This is a genomic window from Shimia haliotis, from assembly GCF_900114415.1.
Taxonomy (GTDB): Bacteria; Pseudomonadota; Alphaproteobacteria; order Rhodobacterales; family Rhodobacteraceae; genus Shimia; species Shimia haliotis.
Genome location: NZ_FOSZ01000004.1, coordinates 1 through 25175, shown reverse-complemented (window position 1 = coordinate 25175; position 25175 = coordinate 1). Strand labels below are relative to the sequence as shown.

Here is a 25175-nt window from a genome sequence, read left to right as displayed (position 1 = left end):
ACTGAAAACCGGAGGCGTGCGCCATGCCTGAACAACTCGCATTTGCGATGGAGGTCTTCCTCAACGGCCTGATGGCGGGCGTGCTCTATGCGCTTGTCGCGCTGGGCTTCGTCCTGATCTACAAGGCCTCCGGCATCTTTAACTTTGCGCAAGGTGTTATGGCGCTGTTTGCAGCGATGACCCTTGTGGGCATCCAGAACGGCCAGGTGCCCTTTGCCCATCTGATCAATGCCATTTTTGGCACACATGTGCACACTTTCGGGTGGAATGTTCCTTCGGTGTTTGCGTTGATCTTTACAGTGATCGTGATGATCCTGCTGGCCTGGGCGGTGCAACGCTTTGTGTTCCGCCATCTGGTTGGGCAAGAGCCGATCATCCTCTTCATGGCGACCATCGGCCTGGCATATTTCCTCGAAGGCTTTGCCGACCTGATGTGGAACTCCGAAATCAAAAAACTCGATTTCTGCATGACTGCGAACACCTGCTTGCCGCAGGGGATCAACCTCGCGATTGATGAATTCACCTTCAACGCCTTTGGCTATGGCTTCTTCATCGACAACCTCGACATCACCGCGACCATCGTGGCGGGTATCCTTGTGGCGGCGCTGATTGCCTTCAGCCAGTATACCAAACAGGGCCGCGCCATGCGCGCCGTGGCAGACGACCACCAGGCCGCTCTGTCGGTGGGTATCTCGCTCAACTTCATCTGGGTTCTGGTCTGGTCGCTTGCAGGGTTCGTCGCTTTGGTCGCAGGTATCATGTGGGGCGCCAAATCCGGCGTTCAGTTCTCACTCTCGCTCATCGCGCTGAAGGCCCTTCCGGTTCTGATGCTGGGCGGCTTCACCTCGATCCCGGGCGCCATTGTTGGCGGTCTGATCATCGGTGTGGGTGAAAAACTGTTCGAATTCTGGGTTGGCCCGCTTGTGGGCGGCGCGACTGAGAACTGGTTCGCCTACGTGCTCGCTCTCCTCTTCCTCGTCTTCCGGCCTCAGGGTCTGTTCGGCGAAAAGATCATCGAGAGGGTCTGACGCGGATGCCCAAGCTGGTTGCCATTCTTAATGTGATCGCATGGTCAGGGTTCTGGGCCTTCGGGTTTCTCGCTCTGACTGCTGACCCCGCCAATGGTCGTCAAATGACCATAGCGGCAGTTCTCGCGGCACTTGGCGCAGCGGCGGGCATCTGGGCCTACTTCCATCTGGTGCGCACAAGCGAGCGCACCGGCTATGCAAAATCTCGGAACCGGGCGGACCGGTCCCACCTTGAAAAAGAATACAACGAGGAGACCGCCTGATGTTCTATCGTGAAGCTGGCGATTTCAAAACGTCCTACGCCTCTGACAACCAGACGTTCCCGATCAAAATCGACCGTCGCGGCTACTACGTCGCTCTGGCATTTGCCTTCTGCGTCGTGCCTTTTGTGATCAACGATTACTGGGCAAACGCAATCTTCCTGCCGTTCCTGATCTACTCGATCGCTGCGATCGGCCTCAACATTCTCGTGGGTTACTGCGGGCAGGTGTCTCTCGGCACCGGTGGTTTCATGGCTGTGGGCGCATATGCTTGCTACAAGCTGATGACCGCCTTCCCCGAAGTGAACATCTTCTTCCACGTCATACTTTCCGGCGGGATCACAGCATTTGTCTGCGTGCTCTTTGGGCTACCAAGTCTGCGCATCAAAGGGTTCTACCTCGCGGTAGCAACGCTGGCGGCGCAGTTCTTCCTCGTGTGGCTCTTCAACCGTGTGCCGTGGTTCTACAACTACTCCGCATCCGGTCAGATCAACGCACCCGAGCGCACCGTGTTCAGCATCCCTGTGACCGGCCCCAACACCGAAGCATGGGCAACCTATCTCTTCTGCCTCGTGTTTCTGGTGCTGAGCGCCCTGATCGCCCGCAACATGACCCGTGGTATGGCTGGTCGTAAGTGGATGGCCATCCGCGACATGGACATCGCGGCTGAAATCATCGGTGTGAACCCGATGAAGGCCAAAATGACCGCCTTTGGCGCATCCGGTTTCTTTATCGGCATCTCCGGCGCGCTGTTCTTCGCGCTCTACCTCGGTGCTGTTGAAGTTGGCGAAGCCTTTGGCATCAACAAATCGTTCCTCGTGCTCTTCATGATCATCATCGGTGGTCTGGGCTCGATTTTCGGCTCCTTCGCCGGTGCCGCTTTCCTCGTACTGCTCCCAGTGGTGCTGAAGGTTGTCGGCGTGGACATGCTAGGCTGGCCCACAGACATCGTTGCACACTTGCAGTTGGTGATCGTGGGTGGCCTGATCGTGTTGTTCCTCATTCTGGAACCACACGGCCTTGCGCAACTGTGGCGCGTGACGAAGCAGAAACTGCGGTTGTGGCCCTTCCCGCACTAAGGCGGGGCCAGAACCAACCATTCCGGGGCGGGGAGGCCTCGGCAACCAACATCGGACAAAACCAAGGGAGGAAACCCGATGAAGATGAAACTAGCAACCATGGCCGTGACCGCCGTAATGGCAGCCGCTCCGGCAATGGCGGACCTCGTGTTCCCGTCGCTGAGCTACCGTACCGGCCCTTACGCCGCTGGCGGCATCCCCTTCGCGGATGGCTATGCGGATTACTTCACGCTGCTGAACGAGCGTGACGGCGGCATCGGCGGCGTTCCGACTCGCCTGCTGGAATGTGAAACCGGCTACAACACCGAAAAAGGCGTTGAGTGCTACGAATCCACCAAGGGCGAAGGCGCTCTGGTGTATCAACCGCTCTCCACCGGCATCACCTATCAGCTGATCCCCAAAACCACCGCGGACGGCATCCCGATGCACACCATGGGTTACGGCCGGACTTCTGCTGCAAACGGCAAAGTCTTCAGCCATACCTTTAACTACCCGGGTACCTACTGGAACGGTGCGTCCGGCGCGGTAAATTACCTGCTGGCGGAAAACGGTGGCGACCTGAACGGCCACAAAATCGCTCTGGTTTACCACAACTCCGCATACGGCAAAGAGCCGATCCGTACGCTCGAAGAACTGCAGAAAAAGCACGGCTTTGAACTGAGCCTGCTGCCTGTTGACCACCCCGGTCAGGAGCAGAAGTCCCAGTGGCTGCAGATCCGTCGCGAAAAGCCTGACACCGTTCTGATGTGGGGCTGGGGCGTGATGAACCAGGTTGCCATTCAGGAAGCCGCGAACATCCGTTTCCCGATGGAAAACTTCATCGGCATCTGGTGGTCCGGTGCGGAACATGACGTTCTGTCCGCAGGCGACAAAGCAAACGGCTACAAAGCACTGACGTTCCACAACGTTGGTCGTGACTTCCCGATCTTTGCTGACATCCAGAAGTACGTTGTCGACACCGGCAAAGCTGCTGGCGCTGGCGACCAGATCGGTAACGTTCTCTACAACCGCGGTATGTACGCAGCGATGCTCGCAGCCGAAGCGGCGAAAACCGCTCAGGAAATCCACGGCACAGCAGACATCACCGCAGCTCAGATGCGTGACGGTATGGAAGCTCTGGAAATCACCGAAGAGAAAATGGCCGGCCTCGGCATGCCGAACTTTGGTCCGTCCTTCTCCGTGTCCTGTGAAAACCACGGCGGCCCCGGCCTCGTTGGTGTGACCCAGTGGGACGCAGCTAACCAGACTTGGTCGCTGATCTCCGAGTTCGCGGAAACCGACATGGAAGTGATCGGCGCGCTGATCGCAGAAGACTCCGGTTCTTACGCGTCTGAAAACAACATCGCAGAGCGCTGCAACTAAGGCGCTTTGACAGGATCGTCCCGGCCGGTTTGGCCGGCCGGGGCACACTTCCACACGAGATGAAAGACAACGCAAATGCTTGACGCTGGTCGCACCGAAGAGACACTTCTTGAGGTCAACAACATCGAAGTGATCTACAACCACGTGATCCTCGTGCTCAAAGGCGTGAGCCTGAGCGTGCCCAAAGGCGGTATCACCGCATTGTTGGGTGGCAACGGCGCGGGCAAAACCACGACACTCAAGGCGATTTCCAACCTGTTGCACTCCGAGCGCGGCGAGGTCACCAAAGGCTCCATCAACTATCGCGGCGAACCCATCGCCGAGTTGGATCCTGCATCGCTGGTAAAAAAGGGTGTTATTCAGGTGATGGAAGGCCGTCACTGTTTTGAACACCTGACCGTGGAAGAAAACCTTCTGACCGGTGCCTATACGCGCGGTGGTGACATCGCAGCGGATCTGGAAATGGTCTACAACTACTTCCCGCGTTTGAAAGAACGTCGCAAATCGCAGGCGGGTTATACCTCGGGTGGTGAGCAGCAGATGGTTGCCATTGGCCGCGCTTTGATGAGCAAGCCAGAGTGCATTTTGCTTGATGAACCCTCCATGGGTCTTGCCCCGCAGCTTGTGGAAGAAATCTTTGGCATCGTCAAAGACCTCAACGAGAAAGAGGGCGCGACCTTCCTTCTGGCTGAACAGAACACCAATGTTGCTCTGCGCTTTGCGCATTATGGCTACATTCTGGAATCCGGTCGCGTTGTGATGGACGGCCCCGCTGCCGAACTGCGCGAAAACCCTGACGTGAAAGAATTCTATCTCGGCATGTCCGATGACGGCCGTAAATCGTTTCGCGACGTGCGGTCCTATCGCCGCCGCAAGCGTTGGCTGAGCTAACCCTAACGGGCGCGTATTTTGCGCCCACCTCGCCCTCTCTGGGCAATTGAATTTCTTTGTTCCGCGCGGTGTTCACAGGCGCGGTACGTCCTCCATTTGCCGCGTGAAACCGGTCTGTGACACACAAAGGATGGCATTATGAGCCGCTTTTTTGACGAGTTGGAAACCCGCAGCGCCGATCAGCGCGCCGCCGATCTGGCAGACGCCCTGCCGCGCCAGATCACCCGCGCCAAGACCCTGTCGGGGTATGGGGCTGCCCTTGCTGATGTTGACCCAGCGTCGATAAACTCAATGGATGCGCTTGCTGCTTTGCCGGTGTTGCGCAAATCCGAACTGGGGGCTGCGCAAAAGGCCAATGGCCCATTGGGTGGCTTTGCTGATCTCAGCAACCCCAACCTTGTGCATGTTTTCCAGTCCCCCGGCCCGATCTATGAACCTGGTGGACACACATCTGACTGGTTCCGCTTTGGCCGCGTGCTGAACGCTGTTGGCATTGGCGCCGACGACATTGTGCAGAACTGCTTTTCCTACCACCTGACCCCCGCGGGCATGATGTTTGAAAGCGGCGCGCGCGCTGTTGGCGCCAAAGTGCTGCCAGCCGGTGTTGGCCAGACTGAAATGCAGGTCCGAGCTGCTGCTGACATTGGCACCACCGCTTACGCAGGTACGCCGGATTATCTCAAGATCATCCTCGATAAGGCCGAAGAGATGGGCGAGAAGTTGGCCATTACCAAAGCCACCGTTGGCGGCGGCGCTCTGTTCCCTTCCCTGCGTCAGGAATACGCTGATCGCGGCATCAAGTGTCTGCAGGGCTATGGCACTGCAGATCTTGGCTCCATCGCTTATGAATCAGATGCCATGGAAGGCATGATCATCGACGAAGGCGTGATCGTGGAAATCGTCACCCCCGGCACCGGCACACCCGTGGCTCCGGGCGAGGTGGGCGAAGTGGTTGTGACCACACTAAATCCCGATTATCCGCTCATCCGTTTTGCCACCGGCGACCTCTCCGCCGTCCTTCCCGGGCAAAGCCCTTGCGGGCGGACCAACATGCGCATCAAAGGTTGGATGGGCCGTGCCGATCAGACCGCCAAGATCAAAGGCATGTTTGTCCGCCCCGAGCAGGTTGCTGCGCTGGTGGCCAAACATGACGAAGTCACCAAGGCCCGCGTGATTGCCACTCGCTCAGGCGAAATGGATGTGATGACCGTGCAGATCGAGTCCACAGCCGACACCGCCGACGCCTATGGCGCGTCCGTGGCAGATGCGCTGAAACTTAAAGGCATCGTTGAGATTGTCGCTCCGGGAAGCTTGCCCAAGGACGGCATCGTGATTGAAGACCAACGCAAATACGACTGAGTTACCTCTCCGTTGCGCGGCATGGTGCATGACTAGGCCGCGACTTGACCCGCCCAGCCTTGGGCGGGTCTTTTTGTGTTTGGACGGGGAGGGGTCGGCTGCGTTAGTGTGCACGTGTTCCAACTCAAGGAGTTACCGCATGTTCCGCAGGCCTCTGATTTTTCTAATTGCTCTGTTGGCGATGCCCGCAACGATCGAGGCGCAACAGGAACGGCTTATCCCACTGATCGACGGGCGCACTTGCTGGACCGAAACGTCAAACCGCTGCTTTCGCTACAATGCCAACCGCCGCACCGCGACGCGGGCAGGATTTGGCAATGTGCGCGTACCAACAGATTTTGAGGTCAAACCGGGTTTCATCACCGAAAGTGGATTTGTCTCGATTGAGCGCGCCATCAGTAAACAGGTCGGCGGTCAGGTCTACGGCCGTTAATGCGCGCGTTTCCCGAGAAGTAGGACAAACACGAACAAAGCTCCCAATGAGGTCGTGACTATGCCTACAGGCAGCTCTTGTGGTGCAAGAAGTCGCCGTGAAAGGATGTCGGACGCCGTAAGCAAGGTGGCCCCGATCAACGCAGCGGTCGGCACCAGTCGCCAATGCAATGGGCCGGCCACCCCTCGTGCCAAATGCGGCACCATCAGCCCGACAAATCCAATTACACCTGCCACAGAAACAAAGGTGGCCGTCGCCAGAGCAGCCACCAAAAACATGGTCATTCTCAACCGTTGCACCGGCACACCAAGACTTTGGGCGGTCACATCGCCCGCAAGCAGGGCATCCAGCCAGCGGCGCTTGTGAAAAGCATAGGCAAGGATGATCGCAAGCCCGATCAGGACCAGTGGCAGGGTTTCCCAGCGGGCAAGGCCAAGACCGCCTAACATCCAGAAAATCACTGAATGCGCCGCGCGGCTGTCGCCGGAGAAAATCAGATAGTTTGTGATTGCTGCAAAAAGGAAAGACACAGCCAGACCGGCCAGAACCAGCTTTTCCGGAGCGCTTGTGCGCAGTCTATGCACAAGTGCCAGCACAATGCCTGAGGCCACAATGCCCCCGCAGAACGCGGCCAGAGGCAAAGTCCAAATGCCCAAAACATCACCTGTGACAGTGATCACCAAAACCGCGCCCGCCGCGGCTCCGGATGACAGTCCGAACAAAAAAGGATCGGCCAGATCGTTGCGTGTGGTGGTTTGTAACACCACGCCCACAACCCCGAGACCCGCGCCGATAATTGCGGAGAAAAGAGCACGCGGAAGGCGTAGATCAAATATGATCCTTCCCATTGGTGTTGGCTCGGTAGAGCCTATTCCAATTCCCGACAGGATCGCTGAGATGGCCTCGGACACGGGTATGCTGGTGGTGCCGTGAAGCACCGACAGCAAGATGAGGGAGATTAATCCAACCACGCCCACCACGATCCTGAGGCCAAAACCGTTCATCTCAGAAGAGATCAGGGTGCATAGCGCGCGCCATTTTTTCGATGGCTTCGATATTTGCCGGACCGGGGGTCAGTTCCTCGTACCGAAGGCCGATCCAACGCTCGTTTTTAACCGCGTCGGTGTGGGCCATGACCGGATGATCTTTCAGAAATTGGAAGGTATCCGCCGCGCCGTTTCCGGTTTGATAGTCCAGCAGCACAAGAAACTCGGGATTGGCGGCAGCGATGGTTTCCCACGCGCTTCGGCCCCAGCTGGTGTCCATCTCGTGAGTGACGTTCATACCGCCAGCCGCTGCGATCATCGCGTCAGGAATGGCAAATTTGCCCGCAGTAAATGGGGCATCTGCCGGACCATCCAACAGGAAAACACGCGGGCGGGCTTGATCTGTGGTTCTGGCCTTGATGTCGGCGAGTTGGGTTTGCCAGTCAGCCACCAGACCCGCGGCCTTTGCTTCAACATCCATCACCTGTCCAAGCCGCAGCACATCATCAAACAAAAGGTCCATGCTTGCTGTGGGGCGGTTTTTGTCCAGATGCACGCAGCTTTCTGTCAGGATCATCGTTTTGATCCCGAATGGAGCCAACGTATCCGGTGTCACGTCGCCGCCGGGCTTCATGCCATAATACCAGCCTGCGAAGAACAGGTCGGGCGATGCGGCAACCAGATTTTCGATGGAGGGATATTTGGGCGCCAGCTCAGGAATGTCACCGCGCTCGGCATCAAATGTCGGGCTGGTTTTGTACCAACCCGTGATGCCGGTCAGGCCGACGATTTTGTCTTGCAGACCCAACGCGAACGCCATTTCGGTCATGTTCATGTCGTGCACGACAATTCGTTCTGGCGTTGCTTCAAAGCTGAGCGTCGTACCGCAGTTGTCGACAGTGACTTCGGCCGTTGCCGCGCTGGCAAGACCGAGCATAAGCGATACAGTCATCAGGTGTTTCATTGTGGGTTTGCCTTTCATGTATGAGGGACTTCAGTTTTTCGGATATCAAGCGCAGGTATCTCGCGCCCTTCGTGGGACAGCAGCAGATAGTCGACGCCAAAAGTTGTGCGCACAGTCTCGGGTGTCAGCACGTCTTTAACGGTGCCAAAACCGGTTAGCCGTGTGTTCTTCATCAAGGCCACATGGCTGGCAAATTCCGGAATCATAACAAGATCATGAACCACCATGATCACCGAGACACCCAAGCTGGCAACCAGTGAAAGCATGCGGCCTTTGGCATCCGGATCAAGGTGGTTTGTCGGCTCGTCCAGAAACAGAACTTCAGGTTTCTGTGCCAAAGCGCGGGCGATATGCGCTCTCTGACGCTCTCCACCCGACAACTGCCCAAGCGGGCGGTCGGCAAGTTCGGACAGGGCCGTCAGCTGTAAAATACTCTGGAGCGCCACCGAATGCTCTTTTGCCGAGGCGTCCGCCCAAACCGGCATTTGGCCCATGGCAACATAATCTCGCAGCGTCAAACGAGCATCTGGCGCTGATTGTTGACTGACAACAGCGATCTTACGCGCGCGCTGTTGCATGGACATGTCGCGCAAGCTCTTTCCGTCAAAAAGAACGTCACCCTGCGCAAACTCCTGAAGGCCAGCCAACACCGTGAGCAAAGTGGTTTTGCCGGCACCATTCGGGCCGGCAATTGCCAGCGTTGCGCCTTTCGGGAGATCGAAAGACACGTCCTGCACCATTGGGCTGCCATTGCTGGCGCGCACCCCGACATTTTGCACTGACAAAACAGAGGTCATGGCTGTTGATCCGGCAATGCGGGCAGGCGGGCGAGAGTCTTGTGAAAGAGGGCCGATGGCCTGTCTGTAGCGGAGGTCCAGCCACTTTGGCTGGCTGAAAACTGATGGGCAAATTTTACCAAGGCTTCGCTGTCGGCGCGTCCTTCAATCGGGCCGAACACATAAGACGCCTTGCCCTGCGCTTGAAACCCGACGGCAATTGGCTGCTCGCATCCGGCAAGGCAATCCACCGCGCGAATGCCAAAACAATCGGGCAGCTCTGGCAAAAGGTCCGATCGCAACCGCGCCGCACCTTCAGGCCCTTCGCAGGTGCTGCAGATAAGGACGAAGTGATCAGGCGCGCTGGACATGGTGCCCCGCGCTTGCGAGCAAGCCTAGATCGAATGTATTCAGTGTGTCGGTACACAAGTCGTGTGCCATCTAGCCTCCTTCCAAGACGCCCCGTCCTGGGTTGGTCAAAACAAAACGAAGGCAGGTCTCCTGACTTGCGGATCTCAGCTATGCTGACCTTCCCAGCCCTATTGGACCAGTGGTATTTCAGCGTCGCTCACCGCCTACAGTTGCGGGGGCAGTCACGGAATTCGCGAAATCGCGGCACCGTATTCCCTTTTCATCCCGTTACGCTCGGCGCTTGGGAACCATCGTGCTCGCACAAGTGCGTCACCCCAGGAGGCAAGTCAATGAGAATGTGATCTGTGCAATTTTTTTCCCAACGGCTTTCTAAACTCGGCCTGTGGGTTTCGGACTCTCTTGGTTTCGTGCTTGGTCCATTTGGGCGTCGTGGTCCTAGATTGCCCGAACACCTCACGGAGAAGCGACTTGGCCCGTTCAACCCTGATCGCAATCGCGAGTCTTTCGGGTGTGATGCCTTGCCCGCGGCGCAGGCACAAAAAAACCGCCCAAAGGGGCGGTCTTTCAGCGCAGTGATCAATGGTGGGCCCTCAGGCCCACAACATCAGCCCTGGCGTGCTTTAAAGCGACGCTGGGTCTTGTTGATCACGTAAACACGGCCCTTGCGGCGCACAATGCGGCAGTCGCGGTGCCGGTTCTTAAGCGAACGAAGCGAGTTCTTGACTTTCATAGTCCTTCTCCTCATGTCGCGGCGCGGCGTGCGCCTCTGGGTTACGGATGCTTCGACCTAGGTCAAAGCGGTGAATTCATGGTGGGCGATACTGGGATCGAACCAGTGACCCCTTCGATGTCAACGAAGTGCTCTACCGCTGAGCTAATCGCCCCACCCGACACAATTTCCATGCCCCCGAACAAAAGGGGGCGCGGAAAGCCCGCGCCGGTAGCGGGTCTATAAAAGGAGTCGGCGGGGGGATCAAGGGCTTTCGGCCTATATATTTTTCGGCCTATATTTTTTGTAACAGGAGACACAATGACTCGGCCACCGTTCACAATTCATTCGCCCAAGACGCGTGATTCTGCGGTGGTGTTTGCGTCCCCTCACAGCGGGAGCCAATATCCCGATTGGTTCGTTGAGGCCTCCTTGCTTGATAGTCAAAGCATCCGGTCTTCCGAAGATGCCTTTGTAGATCAGCTGTTTAAAAGTGTTCCGCAACAAGGCGCCCCACTTTTGGTGGCTCATGCCCCGCGGGCTTTTCTGGATTTGAACCGCTCCAAGGATGAATTGGACCCCGCTCTGATCGAAGGGGTGCGCAAGGTCGGGCACAATCCACGCGTGGCGTCGGGGCTTGGCGTGATTCCGCGCGTCGTCGCCAACGGCCGTCCGATTTACTACGGCAAAATGACCCGCGCTCAGGCCCACCACCGCATCGATACATACTGGCGACCATATCACGCCGCCTTGCAAGGGCTGTTGAACGAGTCGCGTGCGACTTTTGGCAAAGCGATTCTGGTCGACTGTCATTCGATGCCGCGAGAGGCCGTTGAAACTGGATTGCGGCCTGGTGCCAGGCGTCCAGAGATCGTGCTGGGCGACCGTTTTGGCGCGGCGTCACACCCGGAAATCATGGATGCAGTTGCGGCTGTCTTTGAAAAAGAGGGCTTTGTTGTTGCGCGTAATACACCCTTTGCCGGTGCGTATGTGACACAGACCTATGGCCGTCCGGCCCGCGGGCAACACGCCATTCAGGTGGAAATAGACCGGTCTCTCTATATGGATGAAACAACGATCAGACCGCACGCGGGATTTGACGCAATCCAATCTCGCCTTACTGCCGTGGTTGCGCAACTCGTCAACATCGGGCGCCCGCAAGCAGAGCCGCTGGCGGCCGAGTAGCCCTTATTCGGAAGATTCGACTTTTTCTGATCCAGCCAAATGGCGGCGTTGAGCGCTGATCATCGCCAAAGGCAGTGTGGAAAACAGCGACTTCGCAGACATGTGCCGCGTGAGTTTGGCAAGGTCAGCCTTTACAATGACCCCAATTGTCACGCCGACAACCGCGCCGATCAAGTTCAGTCCGTGCAGCATAGCCACACCGGAGCTCCCGTCTGTCTGTATAAGGTTTTCAATCAAGCTTTCCACCGTTTAAACCTAGTCACTCGGTCCCGTATTACAATGTTAAGTGATCAACTTGCGAAGTTCATCATAATAATTCGCAAGCGAGTTTGCTTCGCTCGCGCGTTTGTCCATTTGCCCTCCCAAATGAAGGCCAGCCCCTAATGAACCCGCCCCGATGGCAATCATCGGAACCGCAATCGGCGCGGCAAGCGTTGTGGCGACGAATCCCACGAAGCCGGCGACCGCAAATGTTATTCCGCCACCTTTCATGAAAGTAATTTTGCCAGAGTGCTGTGACTTTAGAGCCTCAGATTCCAGCCTTAGTTTTCGACGGCGTCAAAAAGTGCGTCAGCGACTAAATCCTTCAAAACGGGTGATTATCGCGTCTTAGAAGATCTGCAAATTCTCGTCGCAACGCGCCTTTTTGCGCAATGATCGGCAGCAAATCGACATTCACTCCCAACTCTTCCAGCGGCGGAACAGAGTTTGGATCGGTGATTTCCAGGTTGTCGAGCGTTGCCTTCAGTTCAGACAGCAATCGGCGTGCATCGCTCCGCAAGGGTTTCTCCTAAGATGTTACTGTGACACAAACGCTATGAGTATAGGTTGAGTTTGCCGCTAAAGGTATGGTCGCGCAAGTCTCACCGCATCGCCCGCCCTTTGAGAATGGCGTCAGACCCAAAACGTTTGCGAATCTCATCTGTTGCGCGTTCCGCTTTGGCCCGCTGTCCGGCTTTTGGGTCCAACAAGTCGCCAGACAAATCAGCCTGATCCGCAGATACCAAATCCGCCAGACCAACACCAATCAGCCGATATGGTCCCTCGTCGCCAACTTGGTCAAACAATCCGCGCGCCGTGCGGTACAATGTGTCCGCCATCTGCGTTGCATCGCGCAGGCTCACCCGTCGACTGATGGTGCTATGATTGGCGCGCTTGAGCTTGAGCGTCACAACGCGTCCGGCCAAATCTTTTGCCTTTGCGCGATCTGCCACTTTCTCTGCCAAGCGCCAAATATGGCCATCCAGCACTTCCGCGCTCGCAGTATCCTCGTAAAAGGTGGTCTCGTTGCTGATGCTTTTCATCGGAGCATGTGCCGACACTCTTCGCCGGTCCATCCCGCGCGCCAGATGCCACAGCCGATATCCCATATTGCCAAACCGCGCGATCAGGTCGTCCTGCTCCCATCGCAGCAAATCGGTAAAGGTCCGTATACCCGCACGTTCCAGACTCTCCTGTGCCACAGGCCCAATCCCCCAGATCAGACGCACGGGCTTGTCTCGCAGAAACTCCGAAGTCTCCGCCTCTCCAATCACAGAAAACCCGCGCGGCTTGTCCAGATCGCTGGCCACCTTGGCGAGAAACTTGTTGTGGGACAGGCCAATCGAGCCGGTGATACCCAACTCGTCTTTCATTCTCTTCACCAACCGCGCAAGCATCACCGCGGGCGGGACGCCGTGAAGCTTCTCAGTGCCTGTCAGGTCCATGAAAGCTTCATCGAGCGACAACGGCTCTATCACCGGCGTCATCTCGTCCATCATCTTGCGAATTTCACGACTGACCTCGACATAGACCGACATGCGCGGCTTGATCACCACGGCATCGGGGCAGAGCTTCAACGCCTGAAACATCGGCATCGCAGAGCGAACGCCACGGATGCGCGCCACATAACAGGCCGTGGACACCACGCCCCGTTTGCCTCCGCCAATAATCACCGGTTTGTCGATCAAGGCCGGATTGTCGCGCTTCTCGACACTGGCATAAAACGCGTCGCAGTCCATGTGGGCGATAGACAGGCTGAACAGTTCGGAATGGCTGGTCACACGCATGCTGCCACAGACCCCACAGCGGGGTCCGGCTTGCAAAGTCGTAAGGCAATCTCGGCAGAGGGCAGGCATGGGCGTTCCGTCGGCAGCTCTCTGGTCAGTATAGCATCCCAAACAGAAGCAGCCACGCCGTTTCATGGGGCAGGGTATGCGTGGGCGAAATTACCGGTTCGCCTGAACCGAAGACATCTCCGCGACAATTGCCTGTGCCGCTGCTCGCGGGTCTTGCGCCCGCCAGACAGGGCGCCCGACGACAATATGGTCCACCCCGTCGGCCACGGCATTTGCCGGCGTCGCGACGCGCTTCTGATCACCCAGTTCCGCACCCGCAGGGCGCACACCTGGCGTCACAATCAGCCGTCCCTCGCTTTCAGGCAACGCACGGATCAACGCCGCTTCCTGCGGCGACGCGATGACACCGTCTGCTCCTGCTTCAAACGCATTGCCTGCGCGCTCAATCACCAGATCCTTGACGTCACCGTCCTTGATCAAACACCCGTCCAGATCGCTACGATCCAAAGAGGTCAGAATTGTCACGCCCAGAATTTTCAGATTGCTGCCCGCGGCACCTTCTTTGGCGGCCCGCACCACATGGGGATCGCCATGAACCGTCAGGAAATCCAGATCAAACTGGGCCAACCCGCGCACCGCTGCCTCGACCGTTGCGCCAATGTCAAAAAGCTTCATATCAAGGAAGATTTTTTTGCCATGCTCATCCTTGAGTTCATTTGCCAACGCCAGGCCGCCGCCGGTCAGCATGCCCAAACCGATTTTGTAAAACGAAACGGAATCGCCAAGGGTTTCGGCCAGTTTTAGCCCATCAAGCGCGTTGGGCACATCAAGGGCAACGATCAGGCGGTCATCTGCGGTCATGGGGAAACTCCGATACGGGCTGTGGGGCAAAGTGTCGGTTCAATACTGCCACGCAGCCCCCCCTGCAACCCTCAGCGATCTCCGTAGAGCCACTCCATGTCCGGCTGTTCAGTGCAATACCAATGCACCCAGATGTAGCAATGTTGGAAAAACGCGACCACCAGTGCATTCCAGCTGTCAAACAGCAGGGCAATGCCCCACATCCCGAAAAATGCCAGCCCATACATGGCATTGCTGGTGAACCGAAACGCCCCTTCGCGCACCATTGGCAATTCGGCAATCTCGTCGCGAAAATGGTCTCCACCCACCGCGCGGCGAATGGTGAAGTGTTTGGACACCGAGTGCATCACCCATCCGGCCAAAGCAACAAGCGCGAGCCCAATCACCCATTCCAACCCTCTCGGTTCGTTCAGGGACGTGTCATCTGCCCACCCTGTCAAAATGATCGTGATTGGCCGTGCCACTAGAAATGGCAGAAAAATTTTGGTCCAGATTTCCAGATCGCGTGCGCCAAACATGCGCGTCAAAAGTCCGCGGTGCAGTTGCAGGCGAAAAACAACCGCGACGACCACCTGATGAAAAATGGCAAGAAGAATAGACAGCTTTGCCCATTCGGTCGCGGTCAGGAACAGAACGCGTGGCGCTGTATCATCTGAGGACAACCACGCAAAAGCGCCTGCCGCCAACAACAAAGCCAGCCCCATATGCTGCGGCTGGCCTTCAAGGATGTCGCGCCAAGTGCTGCGTGCGCGGATATCTGTCAGTTTGCTCATACGGACAGTCTCAACCCGCTGGCTGCAACTGTCCAGTCCCTAACCTCGCAAGGCTCAGGCTTGCGCGGGAACCAATCCCGGAGCGAACGACAGTTCTTCGCGGCCAGTGCGAATCTCCGGCATGCGGCTGATCTGGCGCAGGGCTTCGTGGATCAAGGCCAGACGTCCTTCGCCTTCACGGCGCTCGGCCCGCGCCGGAACATTGCACAAAAGCTGCACATCACGCGCATCGCTGCTAAGCGACACAACGGCTGTCAGCTCTCCAAGGGTCTGGCGATAGGTCGGATTGGTGATCTGAATATCGGTCACATGCATAGTGTGGCCCCCTTTTTATACTGCGTCACTGGTTAACTTGCCTTTGAAATGGGGCGAAAATGGACATGAGTTAAGGTTTCTTTACGCCATTCATTCCCCCCAAAGACGCTTGTTCCGCAGGCGCCGCCTTATTGTGGGCGCAAACATCTAGGCAACTTCTTGAAACCCAACAACAAGTGCCCCACATCTCTTGTGAGGCCCAAATTCGGGACGTGCCGCAGAGCGGGCGTTCCCTACAACGGGGCGCTTGGAAAAAGGAGAACACCATGGACTTGAGCAAGTTCACGGAGCGGTCGCGCGGTTTCGTTCAGGCGGCGCAGACAATCGCAATGCGGGAAAGCCACCAGCGGCTGACCCCTGAACACCTTCTTAAAGCACTGATGGATGACGAGCAGGGGCTCGCCGCCAATCTGATCAACCGCGCCGGCGGGAACGCGACGCGTGTCCGCGAAGCTGTGGATGCCGCCATCGACAAACTGCCCAAAGTGTCCGGCGACACTGGTCAGCCATATCTTGATGGCACCACAGGCAAAGTGCTGGGCGAGGCCGAAGCGATTGCCAAGAAAGCTGGCGATAGCTTTGTGCCTGTTGAACGTATTTTGATGGCGCTGGTGATGGTGAAGTCCAAAGCCAAAGACGCGCTAATTGCAGGCGATGTGTCTGCCCAGACGTTGAACTCCGCGATCAACGACATCCGCAAGGGCCGCACCGCCGACAGTGCCTCTGCCGAGGACGGATATGACGCACTCAAGAAGTACGCACAGGATCTCACCGAACGCGCCGCCGAGGGTAAAATCGATCCGATCATTGGTCGTGACGACGAAATCCGCCGTGCGATGCAGGTGCTCAGCCGCCGCACCAAGAACAACCCTGTTCTGATCGGTGAGCCGGGCGTCGGTAAAACCGCGATTGCCGAAGGCATGGCGTTGCGCATCGTGAATGGCGATGTGCCAGAATCCCTGCGCAACAAAAAGCTTCTGGCACTCGACATGGGCGCGCTGATTGCGGGTGCGAAATACCGTGGTGAGTTCGAAGAGCGCCTCAAGGCCGTTCTGACCGAAGTCACCGAGGCGGCAGGCGAAATCATCCTTTTCATCGACGAGATGCACACGCTGGTTGGTGCCGGTAAATCCGAAGGCGCGATGGACGCTGCCAACCTGATCAAGCCGGCGCTTGCCCGCGGGGAGCTGCACTGTATCGGCGCGACCACGCTCGATGAATACCGCAAATACGTTGAGAAAGACGCGGCCCTTGCACGCCGGTTCCAGCCTGTCGTGGTTGAGGAACCGACGGTGGAGGACACGATCTCCATCCTGCGCGGTATCAAAGAGAAATACGAGCTGCACCATGGCGTGAGAATCTCTGACAGCGCACTGGTCGCGGCTTCCACGCTCAGTCACCGCTATATCACCGACCGATTCCTGCCGGATAAGGCCATCGACCTTGTGGATGAGGCAGCCTCGCGTTTGCGTATGGAGGTGGACAGCAAACCCGAAGAGCTTGACGCGCTTGACCGCCAGATCCTGCAATTGCAGATCGAGGAAGAGGCGTTGAAGCTTGAGGATGATGCGGCCTCAAAGGACCGTCTGGAAACTCTGCAAAAGGATCTGGCCGACCTTCAGGACAAATCCGCCGAGATGACGGCCAAATGGCAGGCCGGTCGGGACAAGCTGGCTTCTGCACGCGACATCAAGGAAGCGCTTGATCAGGCGCGCGCTGATCTCGACATCGCCAAACGTGAAGGCAACCTCGCCCGCGCGGGCGAACTCTCTTACGGCGTGATCCCGGATCTGGAGAAAAAGCTTGAAGAGGCCGAGAATGCCGAAGGCGAGATGACGATTGAAGAAGCGGTGCGCCCAGAACAGATCGCGCAAGTGGTCGAGCGTTGGACCGGTATTCCGACGTCCAAAATGCTCGAAGGCGAGCGCGAGAAACTCCTGCGCATGGAAGACGACCTGCACCGTCGCGTGATTGGTCAGCATTCCGCCGTGACCGCTCTCAGCAACGCGGTGCGCCGTGCGCGCGCTGGGCTCAATGACGAGAACCGCCCTCTGGGGTCGTTCCTCTTCTTGGGGCCAACAGGTGTAGGTAAAACCGAGTTGACGAAAGCCGTCGCCGAGTTCCTGTTTGACGATGACAACGCCATGGTTCGCATCGACATGTCCGAGTTCATGGAGAAACACGCGGTTGCCCGTCTGATTGGCGCGCCTCCCGGTTATGTGGGCTATGACGAAGGCGGGGTCTTGACCGAGGCCGTGCGTCGCCGTCCCTATCAGGTGGTGCTGTTTGACGAGGTCGAAAAGGCACATCCGGATGTGTTCAACGTGCTCTTGCAAGTGCTTGATGATGGCGTGCTGACTGACGGTCAGGGCCGCACCGTGGACTTCAAGCAAACGTTGATCATTCTGACGTCGAACCTCGGCGCGCAGGCGCTCAGCCAACTGCCCGAGGGCGCGGACGCAAGCGATGCCCGTCGCGATGTTATGGACGCCGTACGCGCTCATTTCCGTCCCGAGTTCCTGAACCGTCTGGACGAAACCATCATCTTTGACCGCCTCGCTCGGGCCGATATGGACGGCATCGTCGAAATTCAGTTGGGGCGCCTCAAGAAGCGCCTCGCGGGACGCAAGATCGGTCTGGAGCTGGACGAGGGGGCACAGAAATGGCTGGCGGACGAAGGCTACGATCCGGTCTTTGGTGCCCGCCCGCTGAAGCGTGTCATCCAGCGCGCCTTGCAAAACCCGCTGGCCGAGGCCTTGCTTGCCGGTGACATCAAGGATGGCGACACCGTTCCGGTCACAACGGGCGCGGAAGGGCTCTTGATCGGCGATCGGGTCGGCAGCAGCGACAATCCAAAACCGGATGATGCTGTCGTACATTGATAAATTCGACGAAGTAAGAAGCGAGGGCGGAGGCGACTCCGCCCTTTTTTGTAGGACAAAAAGATTTCGAGGTTTGCACGACGGAAACCACAATGGGAAACGTTTTACTAACCAATCTTACTGAGCTCTTGCTTGGAGCATTGAGGTTGTGCGGGTTCGGTGTTTGAGTTGTAGCCCAAATTCCAACGGAAAGGTTCTTTTATGAACAGGCATTTTTTCCCTGCCGCGGTCATGGCATGCGTTCTGCCCGTAGTTTCAGCTTCTGCAGAGGAAGTGGAAATTTACCTCGTAGACATGCTCGACAACATCCAGAGCGGATAATCGATATCTCAGGCGGCAAGGGTGCGTCTGCTAACCCTGAAAATGGGCTTCAGGGTCATACCTGCTATAGCCCGCTGGGCGAGCTTCTGGTTGACCAGATTTTTGAGACGGAAAGGTTTGAAGCGGGCGCTCTCGATATGCCCAAGTTCGATGTCTGTGCCGAAGCCTCTGCAATAGAGCAGGGTGCTGCGATGGAGCTGGCCGAATGCAATGCGTCCACGGAGCAAACCTTTGTATTTTCCGATTCCGGGGCTATTTCTCCAGCCGCTGACCCGAACTTGTGTCTCACGTTGGGCGACGCAACCCGATTTGGGCGGAGCAAGCAAAACCAGATCAAGGCGCTATCATTGGAAACCTGCGCCCCTGAGAGCGCTGCGATGCAAACGTGGGCCACGCGAACCGGACTGGATTAACGCTATTGCCGTTGCGCGTTACACCTCCGAGCCGCTCGACAACGTGAACTCGATCTTTGAACGGATGATCGGCGGCAAAATTGATGGTCGCATCGTGATGGAACTCAACTGATCTTCTCTTCGGGGCAGTTCTCGGACTGCCCCATTTCCTGTTGGTAAACCCAGGCAGTTTGTTCAGGTGAAGCACGATCTCGTCGCGCGTCTCCTTCCGAAACTTTCCCTGTGCGTCAAGGTCATAGTGATGAGTATTTTAGTGGACCAGGCTCGGTTGCGCTGAGTGCCGCGCTTGAATGTTAGCTTGCGCGGTATTTGGCGCAGTCTCAATAACCTGAGGTCTTTCCGCTATGCGTTTTTGTTGATTGTTGCGGCACAAGCGAGCCCATATCTTCTTTTCAGAGCGCTGGAAATCTTCGCTTTCAGTGAAGTTCAACGCTCTCCGAGTTTTTTGATCTTTTGAGAACTGCGTCTGACTGTGCCCTTGAGGCACCGTTCCTGAGCGCCTGCGCTATTCTCATGTCAAATACTCGGCCCCTCGCAAAGAAACGGAGACCAAATATGTCTTTGAGCAAAGCCAAGCTCTTCACCGCCGCCTCTGTGCTGGCCCTTTCTTCCTCTGCGGCACTGGCCGAACAAACCCTCTATTTTAACGGTTCCATCTGGACAGCGAATGATGCCGCGCCGACGGCCGAGGCAGTTGTTGTTGACGGTGACATCATCACCTTTGTCGGCGCCGAAGCCGACGCACGCGCCGCCGCGCCAGAGGCCAAGGTTGTTGACCTGAACGGGCAAATGCTGATGCCTGGCTTTCACGATGTGCATATCCATTCTGATTGGGTAGGCGAAGCGCTTGCGCTGAAGTGTGACCTTGCAGGCAAAGGCACGCCTGAAGATGTGGCGGCGGTTATCAAAGCCTGTGATGCGGAGTTGCCGGAGGGCGAGTGGCTGATCGGTGTTGGCTGGGCACTGGGCGCGTTCGAGAATGCGTCACCGTCGCTCGAGTTCATCGACAGCATTCTGCCGGATCGCCCTTTCTATGGTGTGGCCGAAGATGGCCACAACGCTTGGGTCAACTCCAAAGCGCTGGAGCTGGCAGGTATCACTAAAGACACGCCTGATCCGGAAAACGGCTGGATTCTTCATACCGAGGACGGTGAGATTCAAGGCACTTTCCGCGAATACGCTATGTTCCTGTTTGATGACGTGCTCCCGACCTATGATGCCGGGGACTACGGCAAGGCTTACCGTGCCTTTATGCAAGCGGTGAATTCTAAAGGGATCACCACCGTGGTGGATGCTTGGGGTACGCAAGACAAACTTGATCACGTAAATGAAGTCATCGCGTCCGGCGATGCCACAGTACGCTTTAACTTCGCCATGTATTTAGACCCAGGCTACAGCGGTGATTTGTCCGAGTATCGGGACTGGTATTCCACGGGAGATGAATGGATTCAGGTGGACCAGATCAAACTTTGGATGGACGGCGTGTTCGAAGCCCAGACAGCGGCAACCGAGGAGAACTACATTGGCCACAACCACAACGGCGAGCTGTTTTACGAAGAAGCCAAGTTGAAGGAGTGGTTCCCGGCGCTGGAGGCGATGGGTTACCAGATGCATATGCACACAATCGGCGAGCGTGCGGTTGGCCAGGCGCTGGATATGCTGGAACATAGCCGCGATGTGCGGGGCGCTGAGGTTAACAACCTGCCCTTCTTGATCCACAACTACTCGATCAAACCCGAGGATTATGCGCGGATCAAAGCTGCAGACGCCACTGTCAACATGACCATGCTCTGGCGCCAGAACAACGACTCGATGGTGTATCTCAATAAGCCGGCTGTGACCAAAGAGGTCTATGAAAGCTTCATGCCTCTCGCCGAGGTCATTGACGCCGGCATTCGTGCGGCCGGTGGCTCGGATGCACCGGTGGGACAGTATAACCCGCTGTCCTCGATCAAAGTGGCCGTGACGGGCGAAGTGGTGCCCTATTTCGAAGGCGGCTACTTTTGGGAAGACCAGGAGACTTGGCCCGGTAAGCTGGTGGCGCTTGAGGATATGCTGAAGCTCTACACCATCAATGCCGCCGTGGCCGAGGGCAATGATGCTTGGGTCGGGTCACTGGAAGTCGGCAAGAAAGCAGACATGATCGTGCTTGAAAGCAATCTGTTCGAGATCGATCCGATGGATATTTATGACACCGAAGTCACCAAGACCATCGTGGACGGTAAAGTGGTATTCGAACGCAAAGGCTCTCTCTAACGTATCGCTATAGAAAACGTGAAAGGCCCGTTATCACCGACGGGCCTTTTTGCATTGCACGACCCGGCATTGCGCCGCACTCTGGGATCGCAGCCACCAAAGGAGCCAAGTTATGGAAACCACAATGGAAACAGCCTTTGATATTGTGAACTTCCTTGGGCTTTTGTTCGTGCTGGTCTTTGGCTTGCTGATCGCCGTCGCCGTCGTTCTGTTTATCATTGACCGCAGTCAGACCGGCGATGCCATTCGACGAAACTACCCCGTCATCGGCCGCTTCCGTCACCTGTTTTCCGAACTCGGGGAATTCTTCCGACAGTATTTCTTCGCCATGGACCGCGAAGAACTCCCGTTCAACCGCGCGCAACGCGAATGGGTTGGCCGCGCAGGCGAGGGCAAAGGCAACACCGTGGCCTTTGGCTCCACCCGAAATCTTGCCGTGCCCGGAACACCGATTTTCGTGAACGACCCGTTCCCGCCGCTCGATGACCAGTACGCCAGCACCGAACCGCTCCTGATCGGGAGCACAGCCCGCACCCCATTTCTTGCACCGTCAATCTTCAACATCTCGGGCATGAGCTACGGCGCAATCTCCAAACCCGCAGTACAATCCCTGTCGCGCGGGGCGAAAGAGGCCGGCGTTTGGCTCAATACCGGCGAAGGCGGCCTCTCGCCCTTCCACCTCGAAGGGGGCTGCGACCTCGTCTATCAAATCGGGACTGCGAAATTCGGGGTGCGCGACGAGGCCGGCAATCTGTCGGACGACAAACTCCGCGACGTCGCCGCGCATGACACTGTGCGCATGTTCGAAATCAAAATGGCCCAAGGCGCGAAACCGGGCAAAGGCGGCATTCTTCCGGGCGAGAAGGTCACAGAAGAAATCGCTGCCATTCGCGGCCTCAAGGTGGGGCAGGACGGCATTTCCCCCAACCGTCACCGCGAGATCGACACCTACGACCATCTGCTCGATTTGATCGCACACATTCGTGACGTCACCGGTAAGCCCGTCGGCATCAAAACGGTGGTGGGTTCAGAAGAATCAATCCGCGAGTTCTTCGACGTCATTGCGAAGCGCCCAGATGATGCGCCGGATTTTATCACCATCGACGGCGGCGAGGGCGGTACTGGCGCCGCGCCCATGCCATTGATTGATCTTGTCGGCATGCCTGTGCGTGAGGCGCTGCCCTTGGTTGCGGATCTTCGGGAAGAATTTGGTCTCAACAACCGCATTCGTCTTGTGGCATCGGGCAAACTGGTGAACCCCGGTGACATCGCTTGGGCGCTGGCGGCAGGGGCGGACTTTGTGACCTCCGCGCGTGGCTTCATGTTCGCCCTGGGCTGCATTCAGGCGCTCAAATGCAACAAGAACACCTGTCCCACAGGCATCACCACTCACGATCCGCGCTTTCAGAAAGGTCTGGTGGTGGAGCGAAAATACACCCGCGTTGCCCGCTATGCCAAAGCATTGGTCAAAGAGGTCGAAACCATCGCCCATTCGGTGGGCGTATCCGAACCGCGCAAACTGCGCCGCCGCCACGTGCGGCTGGTTCAACCCAACGGGCGTTCGGTGCCAATGAACGAGGTTTTCCCGAGGCCAAGCGCAAAGTAAACACGTCTGGCTCGGACAAGTCCGCGGCTCAAGTCAAATCAAGGTTTTCGACCTTGGCAAGGCGCTTGCCAAGACGTCCGGTTGGGAAAGCGCCCACATTGGGTCGGGCGCAGCCCTTTACGCCTAGGTCTCTCTGTTACAATCCACCCACACCATCGTGACCCCCTGTGTCTGGCGCGATCAAACCCTCTCGATATATGTCTGATCCAAGGACAAGGGAGACACCGATGGCATACCGCTGGACAAACACACTTACCCATGACGACGTGACCCCGCGCGGCGCATACCTCAACCGCCGTCAGATCATGGCCGGCATGGCGGGTCTTGGCCTTGCCGCCATCGCCCCCAAAGCCCAAGCCGCTGCAGATCTGACGCCGTCGGAATATGACGTCATCACTCAGTACAACAACTTCTATGAGTTCGGCACAGACAAGGGCGATCCCGCCAAACACGCCCACCGCCTGACCACCAAGCCATGGACGGTCACAATTGACGGTATGGTCGACAACCCCGGCGACTATGCCTTCGACGACATCATATCCAAAATGACCATCGAAGAACGCATCTACCGCTTCCGCTGTGTTGAGGCTTGGTCGATGGTTGTGCCGTGGAACGGATTTGAGCTCAAAGACCTTCTTGATCTTGCCGGCGTGCAGTCCTCTGCCAAATACGTGGCCTTTGAAACTCTATATCGCCCCGAGGAAATGATCGGGCAGCAACGCCCCTTCCTTGATTGGCCCTATGTCGAAGGCCTGCGTCTGGATGAGGCCAACCACCCGCTGACCATCATGGCCACAGGTATCTATGGCAAAGACATCCCGAAACAGAACGGCGCGCCGCTGCGTTTGGTGGTGCCGTGGAAGTATGGCTTCAAGTCCATCAAATCCATCGTGCGCATCACGTTGACCGACAAAGAACCGCCCACCAGCTGGAACAAGGCGATCGCGTCCGAGTATGGGTTTTATTCCAATGTGAACCCCGAGGTCAGCCACCCGCGCTGGTCACAGGCCTCCGAGCGGCCCATCGGTGGTGGTCTTTTTACCAAGCGCATCCCGACCCTGATGTTCAACGGATATGAAGACGAGGTCGCGGGCCTGTACGAAGGCATGGACCTCGCCAAGAACTTCTGACCATGGAGCAGGTGGTTCTCATATCAAATGTGACCTGCCCTGACTGTGGTCACGAGTCGGCGCATAATATGCCCGAGAATGCCTGTCAGTACTTTATGGAGTGTCCGAACTGTGAGGCACTCCTGAAACCCCTCGCAGGAGACTGTTGCGTCTTCTGTTCCTATGGAACGGCGCCTTGCCCACCCGTACAGCGCGGCAGGGAGTGCGGCAGGCCCGAAGATCAGGCTCACTGACGTTATGAAAGAACACTTCAATTCTGTCATCCGCCGCATCCCGAAATGGGCGCTCTATATGGTGGCGGCTCTCTATCCCGCGTGGCTCCTATATAATGGTCTAACAGGAGGCCTCGGCATTGATCCGGTCAAGGCGATGGAACACGCGCTGGGCAAGGTCGGTCTGCAACTGATTGTGCTTGGCCTGATCATCACCCCGCTTCGGTCTTTGACCGGGGTTTCGCTCCTGCCACTACGACGGGTGATCGGGGTTGTCGCATTCTTCTACATCTTGCTGCACTTCGTGGTCTGGCTGGTGCTGGATGTGCAAATCCTCGCGCAGATCTGGGCCGACATTCTAAAGCGCCCCTATGTGACCGTTGGTATGGCGGGGCTCTTGATGCTCCTGCCTCTGGCCGCGACCTCCAACAATCGATCCGTCCGCAAACTGGGCCCGCGATGGCGCAAGCTGCACAAACTGACGTATCCGGCGGCCTTGCTCGGCGTGATCCACTATCTGATGCAATCCCGAGGTTTCCAGTACGAGCCACTCCTCTATGTCGTAGTCGTGTTCGGATTGGTGGCGTGGCGGTTCGTTCCGCGCAGACGGGCAGGGTCGCGCGTCGGTTAATTGTACCGACGCGATACCGACAAAATACCGACGCAATACCGACAGTGGCCAAGGCCCCCCCTTTTTGTTCGTGCCTCTTCCGTAATCATTCCCTGGATCCGCCGGATTCTCCCTGATTCCGGTCCTGAATCGCCTCAGCATGTGGGTATCTCTGTGGAAAACGCCCCCTTTCGATGTTTGCGCCAAAAGTTAACGGGAATTTCTAGTGTTTGGTTTTGTATTTGGGGGAATTGTGCTGATGTAGTTCTTTGATATTGTTTGATTTTTTGTGTTTTTCGAAAAAAGTGGGAAAAAGTTGGAAAAAGCGCTTGCGG

General features: G+C 57.1%; 27 protein-coding genes, 1 tRNA gene and 1 riboswitch. Of the genes, 15 read left to right on the top strand and 13 right to left on the bottom strand.

What is annotated here, in order from left to right; all coding sequences use genetic code 11:
• Positions 1 to 23: 23 nt before the first annotated feature.
• The 7 genes from BM069_RS10780 to BM069_RS10750 all read left to right on the top strand — a co-directional run bounded on the left by BM069_RS10780 (position 24) and on the right by BM069_RS10750 (position 6412).
• Complete coding sequence (locus BM069_RS10780) at positions 24 to 1028, top strand: branched-chain amino acid ABC transporter permease (RefSeq protein WP_093323640.1); 1005 nt, start codon at positions 24 to 26, stop codon at positions 1026 to 1028.
• A gap of 5 nt (positions 1029 to 1033) precedes the next feature.
• The gene (locus tag BM069_RS10775) at positions 1034 to 1291 is read left to right on the top strand and encodes a hypothetical protein (protein WP_093323639.1); all 258 of its coding nucleotides are present in this window, start codon (positions 1034 to 1036) and stop codon (positions 1289 to 1291) included.
• Complete coding sequence (locus tag BM069_RS10770) at positions 1291 to 2367, top strand: branched-chain amino acid ABC transporter permease (RefSeq protein ID WP_093323637.1); 1077 nt, start codon at positions 1291 to 1293, stop codon at positions 2365 to 2367. Before BM069_RS10775 ends, BM069_RS10770 begins: the two co-directional genes overlap by 1 nt.
• A 78-nt stretch (positions 2368 to 2445) precedes the next feature.
• On the top strand, positions 2446 to 3729 hold the full coding sequence (locus BM069_RS10765; protein ID WP_093323635.1) for an ABC transporter substrate-binding protein: 1284 nt from the start codon (positions 2446 to 2448) through the stop codon (positions 3727 to 3729).
• A gap of 75 nt (positions 3730 to 3804) precedes the next feature.
• Complete coding sequence (locus BM069_RS10760; RefSeq protein ID WP_093323633.1) at positions 3805 to 4620, top strand: ABC transporter ATP-binding protein; 816 nt, start codon at positions 3805 to 3807, stop codon at positions 4618 to 4620.
• 138 nt (positions 4621 to 4758) lie between these two features.
• Positions 4759 to 5979 (top strand): phenylacetate--CoA ligase family protein, encoded by a 1221-nt coding sequence (locus tag BM069_RS10755; protein ID WP_093323632.1) that lies wholly within the window; start codon positions 4759 to 4761, stop codon positions 5977 to 5979.
• A gap of 139 nt (positions 5980 to 6118) precedes the next feature.
• Complete coding sequence (locus BM069_RS10750; protein ID WP_093323630.1) at positions 6119 to 6412, top strand: hypothetical protein; 294 nt, start codon at positions 6119 to 6121, stop codon at positions 6410 to 6412.
• On the opposite strand, the gene BM069_RS10745 is transcribed toward BM069_RS10750, so the two are convergent.
• The 6 genes from BM069_RS10745 to BM069_RS10720 form a co-directional block, all read right to left on the bottom strand.
• Positions 6409 to 7416, bottom strand: a complete 1008-nt coding sequence (locus BM069_RS10745; protein WP_093323628.1) for a FecCD family ABC transporter permease — start codon at positions 7414 to 7416, stop codon at positions 6409 to 6411. The genes BM069_RS10750 and BM069_RS10745 overlap by 4 nt on opposite strands.
• A gap of 1 nt (position 7417) precedes the next feature.
• On the bottom strand, positions 7418 to 8350 hold the full coding sequence (locus tag BM069_RS10740) for an ABC transporter substrate-binding protein (protein ID WP_244503600.1): 933 nt from the start codon (positions 8348 to 8350) through the stop codon (positions 7418 to 7420).
• Between the two features lie 26 nt (positions 8351 to 8376).
• Positions 8377 to 9159, bottom strand: a complete 783-nt coding sequence (locus BM069_RS10735) for an ABC transporter ATP-binding protein (RefSeq protein ID WP_093323626.1) — start codon at positions 9157 to 9159, stop codon at positions 8377 to 8379.
• A complete protein-coding gene (locus tag BM069_RS10730; RefSeq protein ID WP_093323625.1) occupies positions 9156 to 9509 on the bottom strand; it encodes a DUF1636 family protein in 354 nt (117 codons plus the stop codon). The genes BM069_RS10735 and BM069_RS10730 overlap by 4 nt, the downstream gene beginning before the upstream one ends.
• A gap of 103 nt (positions 9510 to 9612) precedes the next feature.
• Positions 9613 to 9817, bottom strand: a riboswitch (cobalamin riboswitch).
• A gap of 297 nt (positions 9818 to 10114) precedes the next feature.
• Positions 10115 to 10240 carry a type B 50S ribosomal protein L36 gene (gene ykgO, locus BM069_RS10725; protein WP_054004448.1) on the bottom strand — a complete coding sequence of 42 codons (126 nt, stop codon included), beginning with the start codon at positions 10238 to 10240 and terminating at the stop codon, positions 10115 to 10117.
• Positions 10241 to 10319: 79 nt separating this feature from the next.
• Positions 10320 to 10394: transfer RNA gene (locus tag BM069_RS10720), tRNA-Val, on the bottom strand.
• A 146-nt stretch (positions 10395 to 10540) separates the two neighbouring features.
• Between BM069_RS10720 and BM069_RS10715 the strand changes: the two genes are divergently transcribed.
• On the top strand, positions 10541 to 11404 hold the full coding sequence (locus BM069_RS10715) for an N-formylglutamate amidohydrolase (protein WP_093323623.1): 864 nt from the start codon (positions 10541 to 10543) through the stop codon (positions 11402 to 11404).
• A 3-nt stretch (positions 11405 to 11407) separates the two neighbouring features.
• On the opposite strand, the gene BM069_RS10710 is transcribed toward BM069_RS10715, so the two are convergent.
• The 6 genes from BM069_RS10710 to BM069_RS10680 all read right to left on the bottom strand — a co-directional run bounded on the left by BM069_RS10710 (position 11408) and on the right by BM069_RS10680 (position 15410).
• A complete protein-coding gene (locus BM069_RS10710; RefSeq protein ID WP_139216185.1) occupies positions 11408 to 11602 on the bottom strand; it encodes a hypothetical protein in 195 nt (64 codons plus the stop codon).
• Between the two features lie 388 nt (positions 11603 to 11990).
• Positions 11991 to 12185 carry a hypothetical protein gene (locus tag BM069_RS10700; protein ID WP_093323617.1) on the bottom strand — a complete coding sequence of 65 codons (195 nt, stop codon included), beginning with the start codon at positions 12183 to 12185 and terminating at the stop codon, positions 11991 to 11993.
• 82 nt (positions 12186 to 12267) lie between these two features.
• Positions 12268 to 13521, bottom strand: coding sequence for a DNA polymerase IV (locus tag BM069_RS10695; protein WP_093323616.1), 1254 nt, complete (start codon positions 13519 to 13521; stop codon positions 12268 to 12270).
• A gap of 90 nt (positions 13522 to 13611) precedes the next feature.
• The gene (gene pyrF, locus BM069_RS10690; protein WP_093323614.1) at positions 13612 to 14322 is read right to left on the bottom strand and encodes an orotidine-5'-phosphate decarboxylase; all 711 of its coding nucleotides are present in this window, start codon (positions 14320 to 14322) and stop codon (positions 13612 to 13614) included.
• Between the two features lie 71 nt (positions 14323 to 14393).
• A complete protein-coding gene (locus BM069_RS10685) occupies positions 14394 to 15095 on the bottom strand; it encodes a methyltransferase (RefSeq protein ID WP_093323612.1) in 702 nt (233 codons plus the stop codon).
• Positions 15096 to 15149: 54 nt separating this feature from the next.
• Positions 15150 to 15410, bottom strand: a complete 261-nt coding sequence (locus BM069_RS10680; RefSeq protein WP_093323611.1) for a hypothetical protein — start codon at positions 15408 to 15410, stop codon at positions 15150 to 15152.
• A 266-nt stretch (positions 15411 to 15676) separates the two neighbouring features.
• Here BM069_RS10680 and clpB point away from each other — a divergent pair, with 266 nt between their 5' ends.
• The 7 genes from clpB (at position 15677) to msrQ (ending at position 24861) form a co-directional block, all read left to right on the top strand.
• Entirely contained in the window at positions 15677 to 18292 is a 2616-nt protein-coding gene (clpB, locus tag BM069_RS10675) for an ATP-dependent chaperone ClpB (RefSeq protein ID WP_093323609.1), read from the top strand.
• A gap of 458 nt (positions 18293 to 18750) precedes the next feature.
• Entirely contained in the window at positions 18751 to 19026 is a 276-nt protein-coding gene (locus tag BM069_RS19930; protein ID WP_212611538.1) for a ricin-type beta-trefoil lectin domain protein, read from the top strand.
• Between the two features lie 555 nt (positions 19027 to 19581).
• Positions 19582 to 21282, top strand: coding sequence for an amidohydrolase (locus BM069_RS10660; protein WP_170846732.1), 1701 nt, complete (start codon positions 19582 to 19584; stop codon positions 21280 to 21282).
• A 124-nt stretch (positions 21283 to 21406) separates the two neighbouring features.
• A complete protein-coding gene (locus tag BM069_RS10655) occupies positions 21407 to 22888 on the top strand; it encodes an FMN-binding glutamate synthase family protein (RefSeq protein ID WP_093324120.1) in 1482 nt (493 codons plus the stop codon).
• Between the two features lie 227 nt (positions 22889 to 23115).
• Positions 23116 to 24018: a protein-methionine-sulfoxide reductase catalytic subunit MsrP gene (gene msrP / locus BM069_RS10650; RefSeq protein WP_093323603.1), complete on the top strand. Its 903-nt coding sequence runs from the start codon at positions 23116 to 23118 to the stop codon at positions 24016 to 24018.
• A gap of 2 nt (positions 24019 to 24020) precedes the next feature.
• A complete protein-coding gene (locus BM069_RS20040) occupies positions 24021 to 24251 on the top strand; it encodes a GDCCVxC domain-containing (seleno)protein (protein WP_093323602.1) in 231 nt (76 codons plus the stop codon).
• A 4-nt stretch (positions 24252 to 24255) separates the two neighbouring features.
• Positions 24256 to 24861, top strand: coding sequence for a protein-methionine-sulfoxide reductase heme-binding subunit MsrQ (gene msrQ, locus BM069_RS10640; protein WP_093323600.1), 606 nt, complete (start codon positions 24256 to 24258; stop codon positions 24859 to 24861).
• A 134-nt stretch (positions 24862 to 24995) separates the two neighbouring features.
• Here the strand turns inward: msrQ and BM069_RS19925 are convergent.
• Positions 24996 to 25175 (bottom strand): hypothetical protein (locus BM069_RS19925; RefSeq protein ID WP_212611537.1); only part of this gene is annotated, 180 nt, incomplete at its 5' end.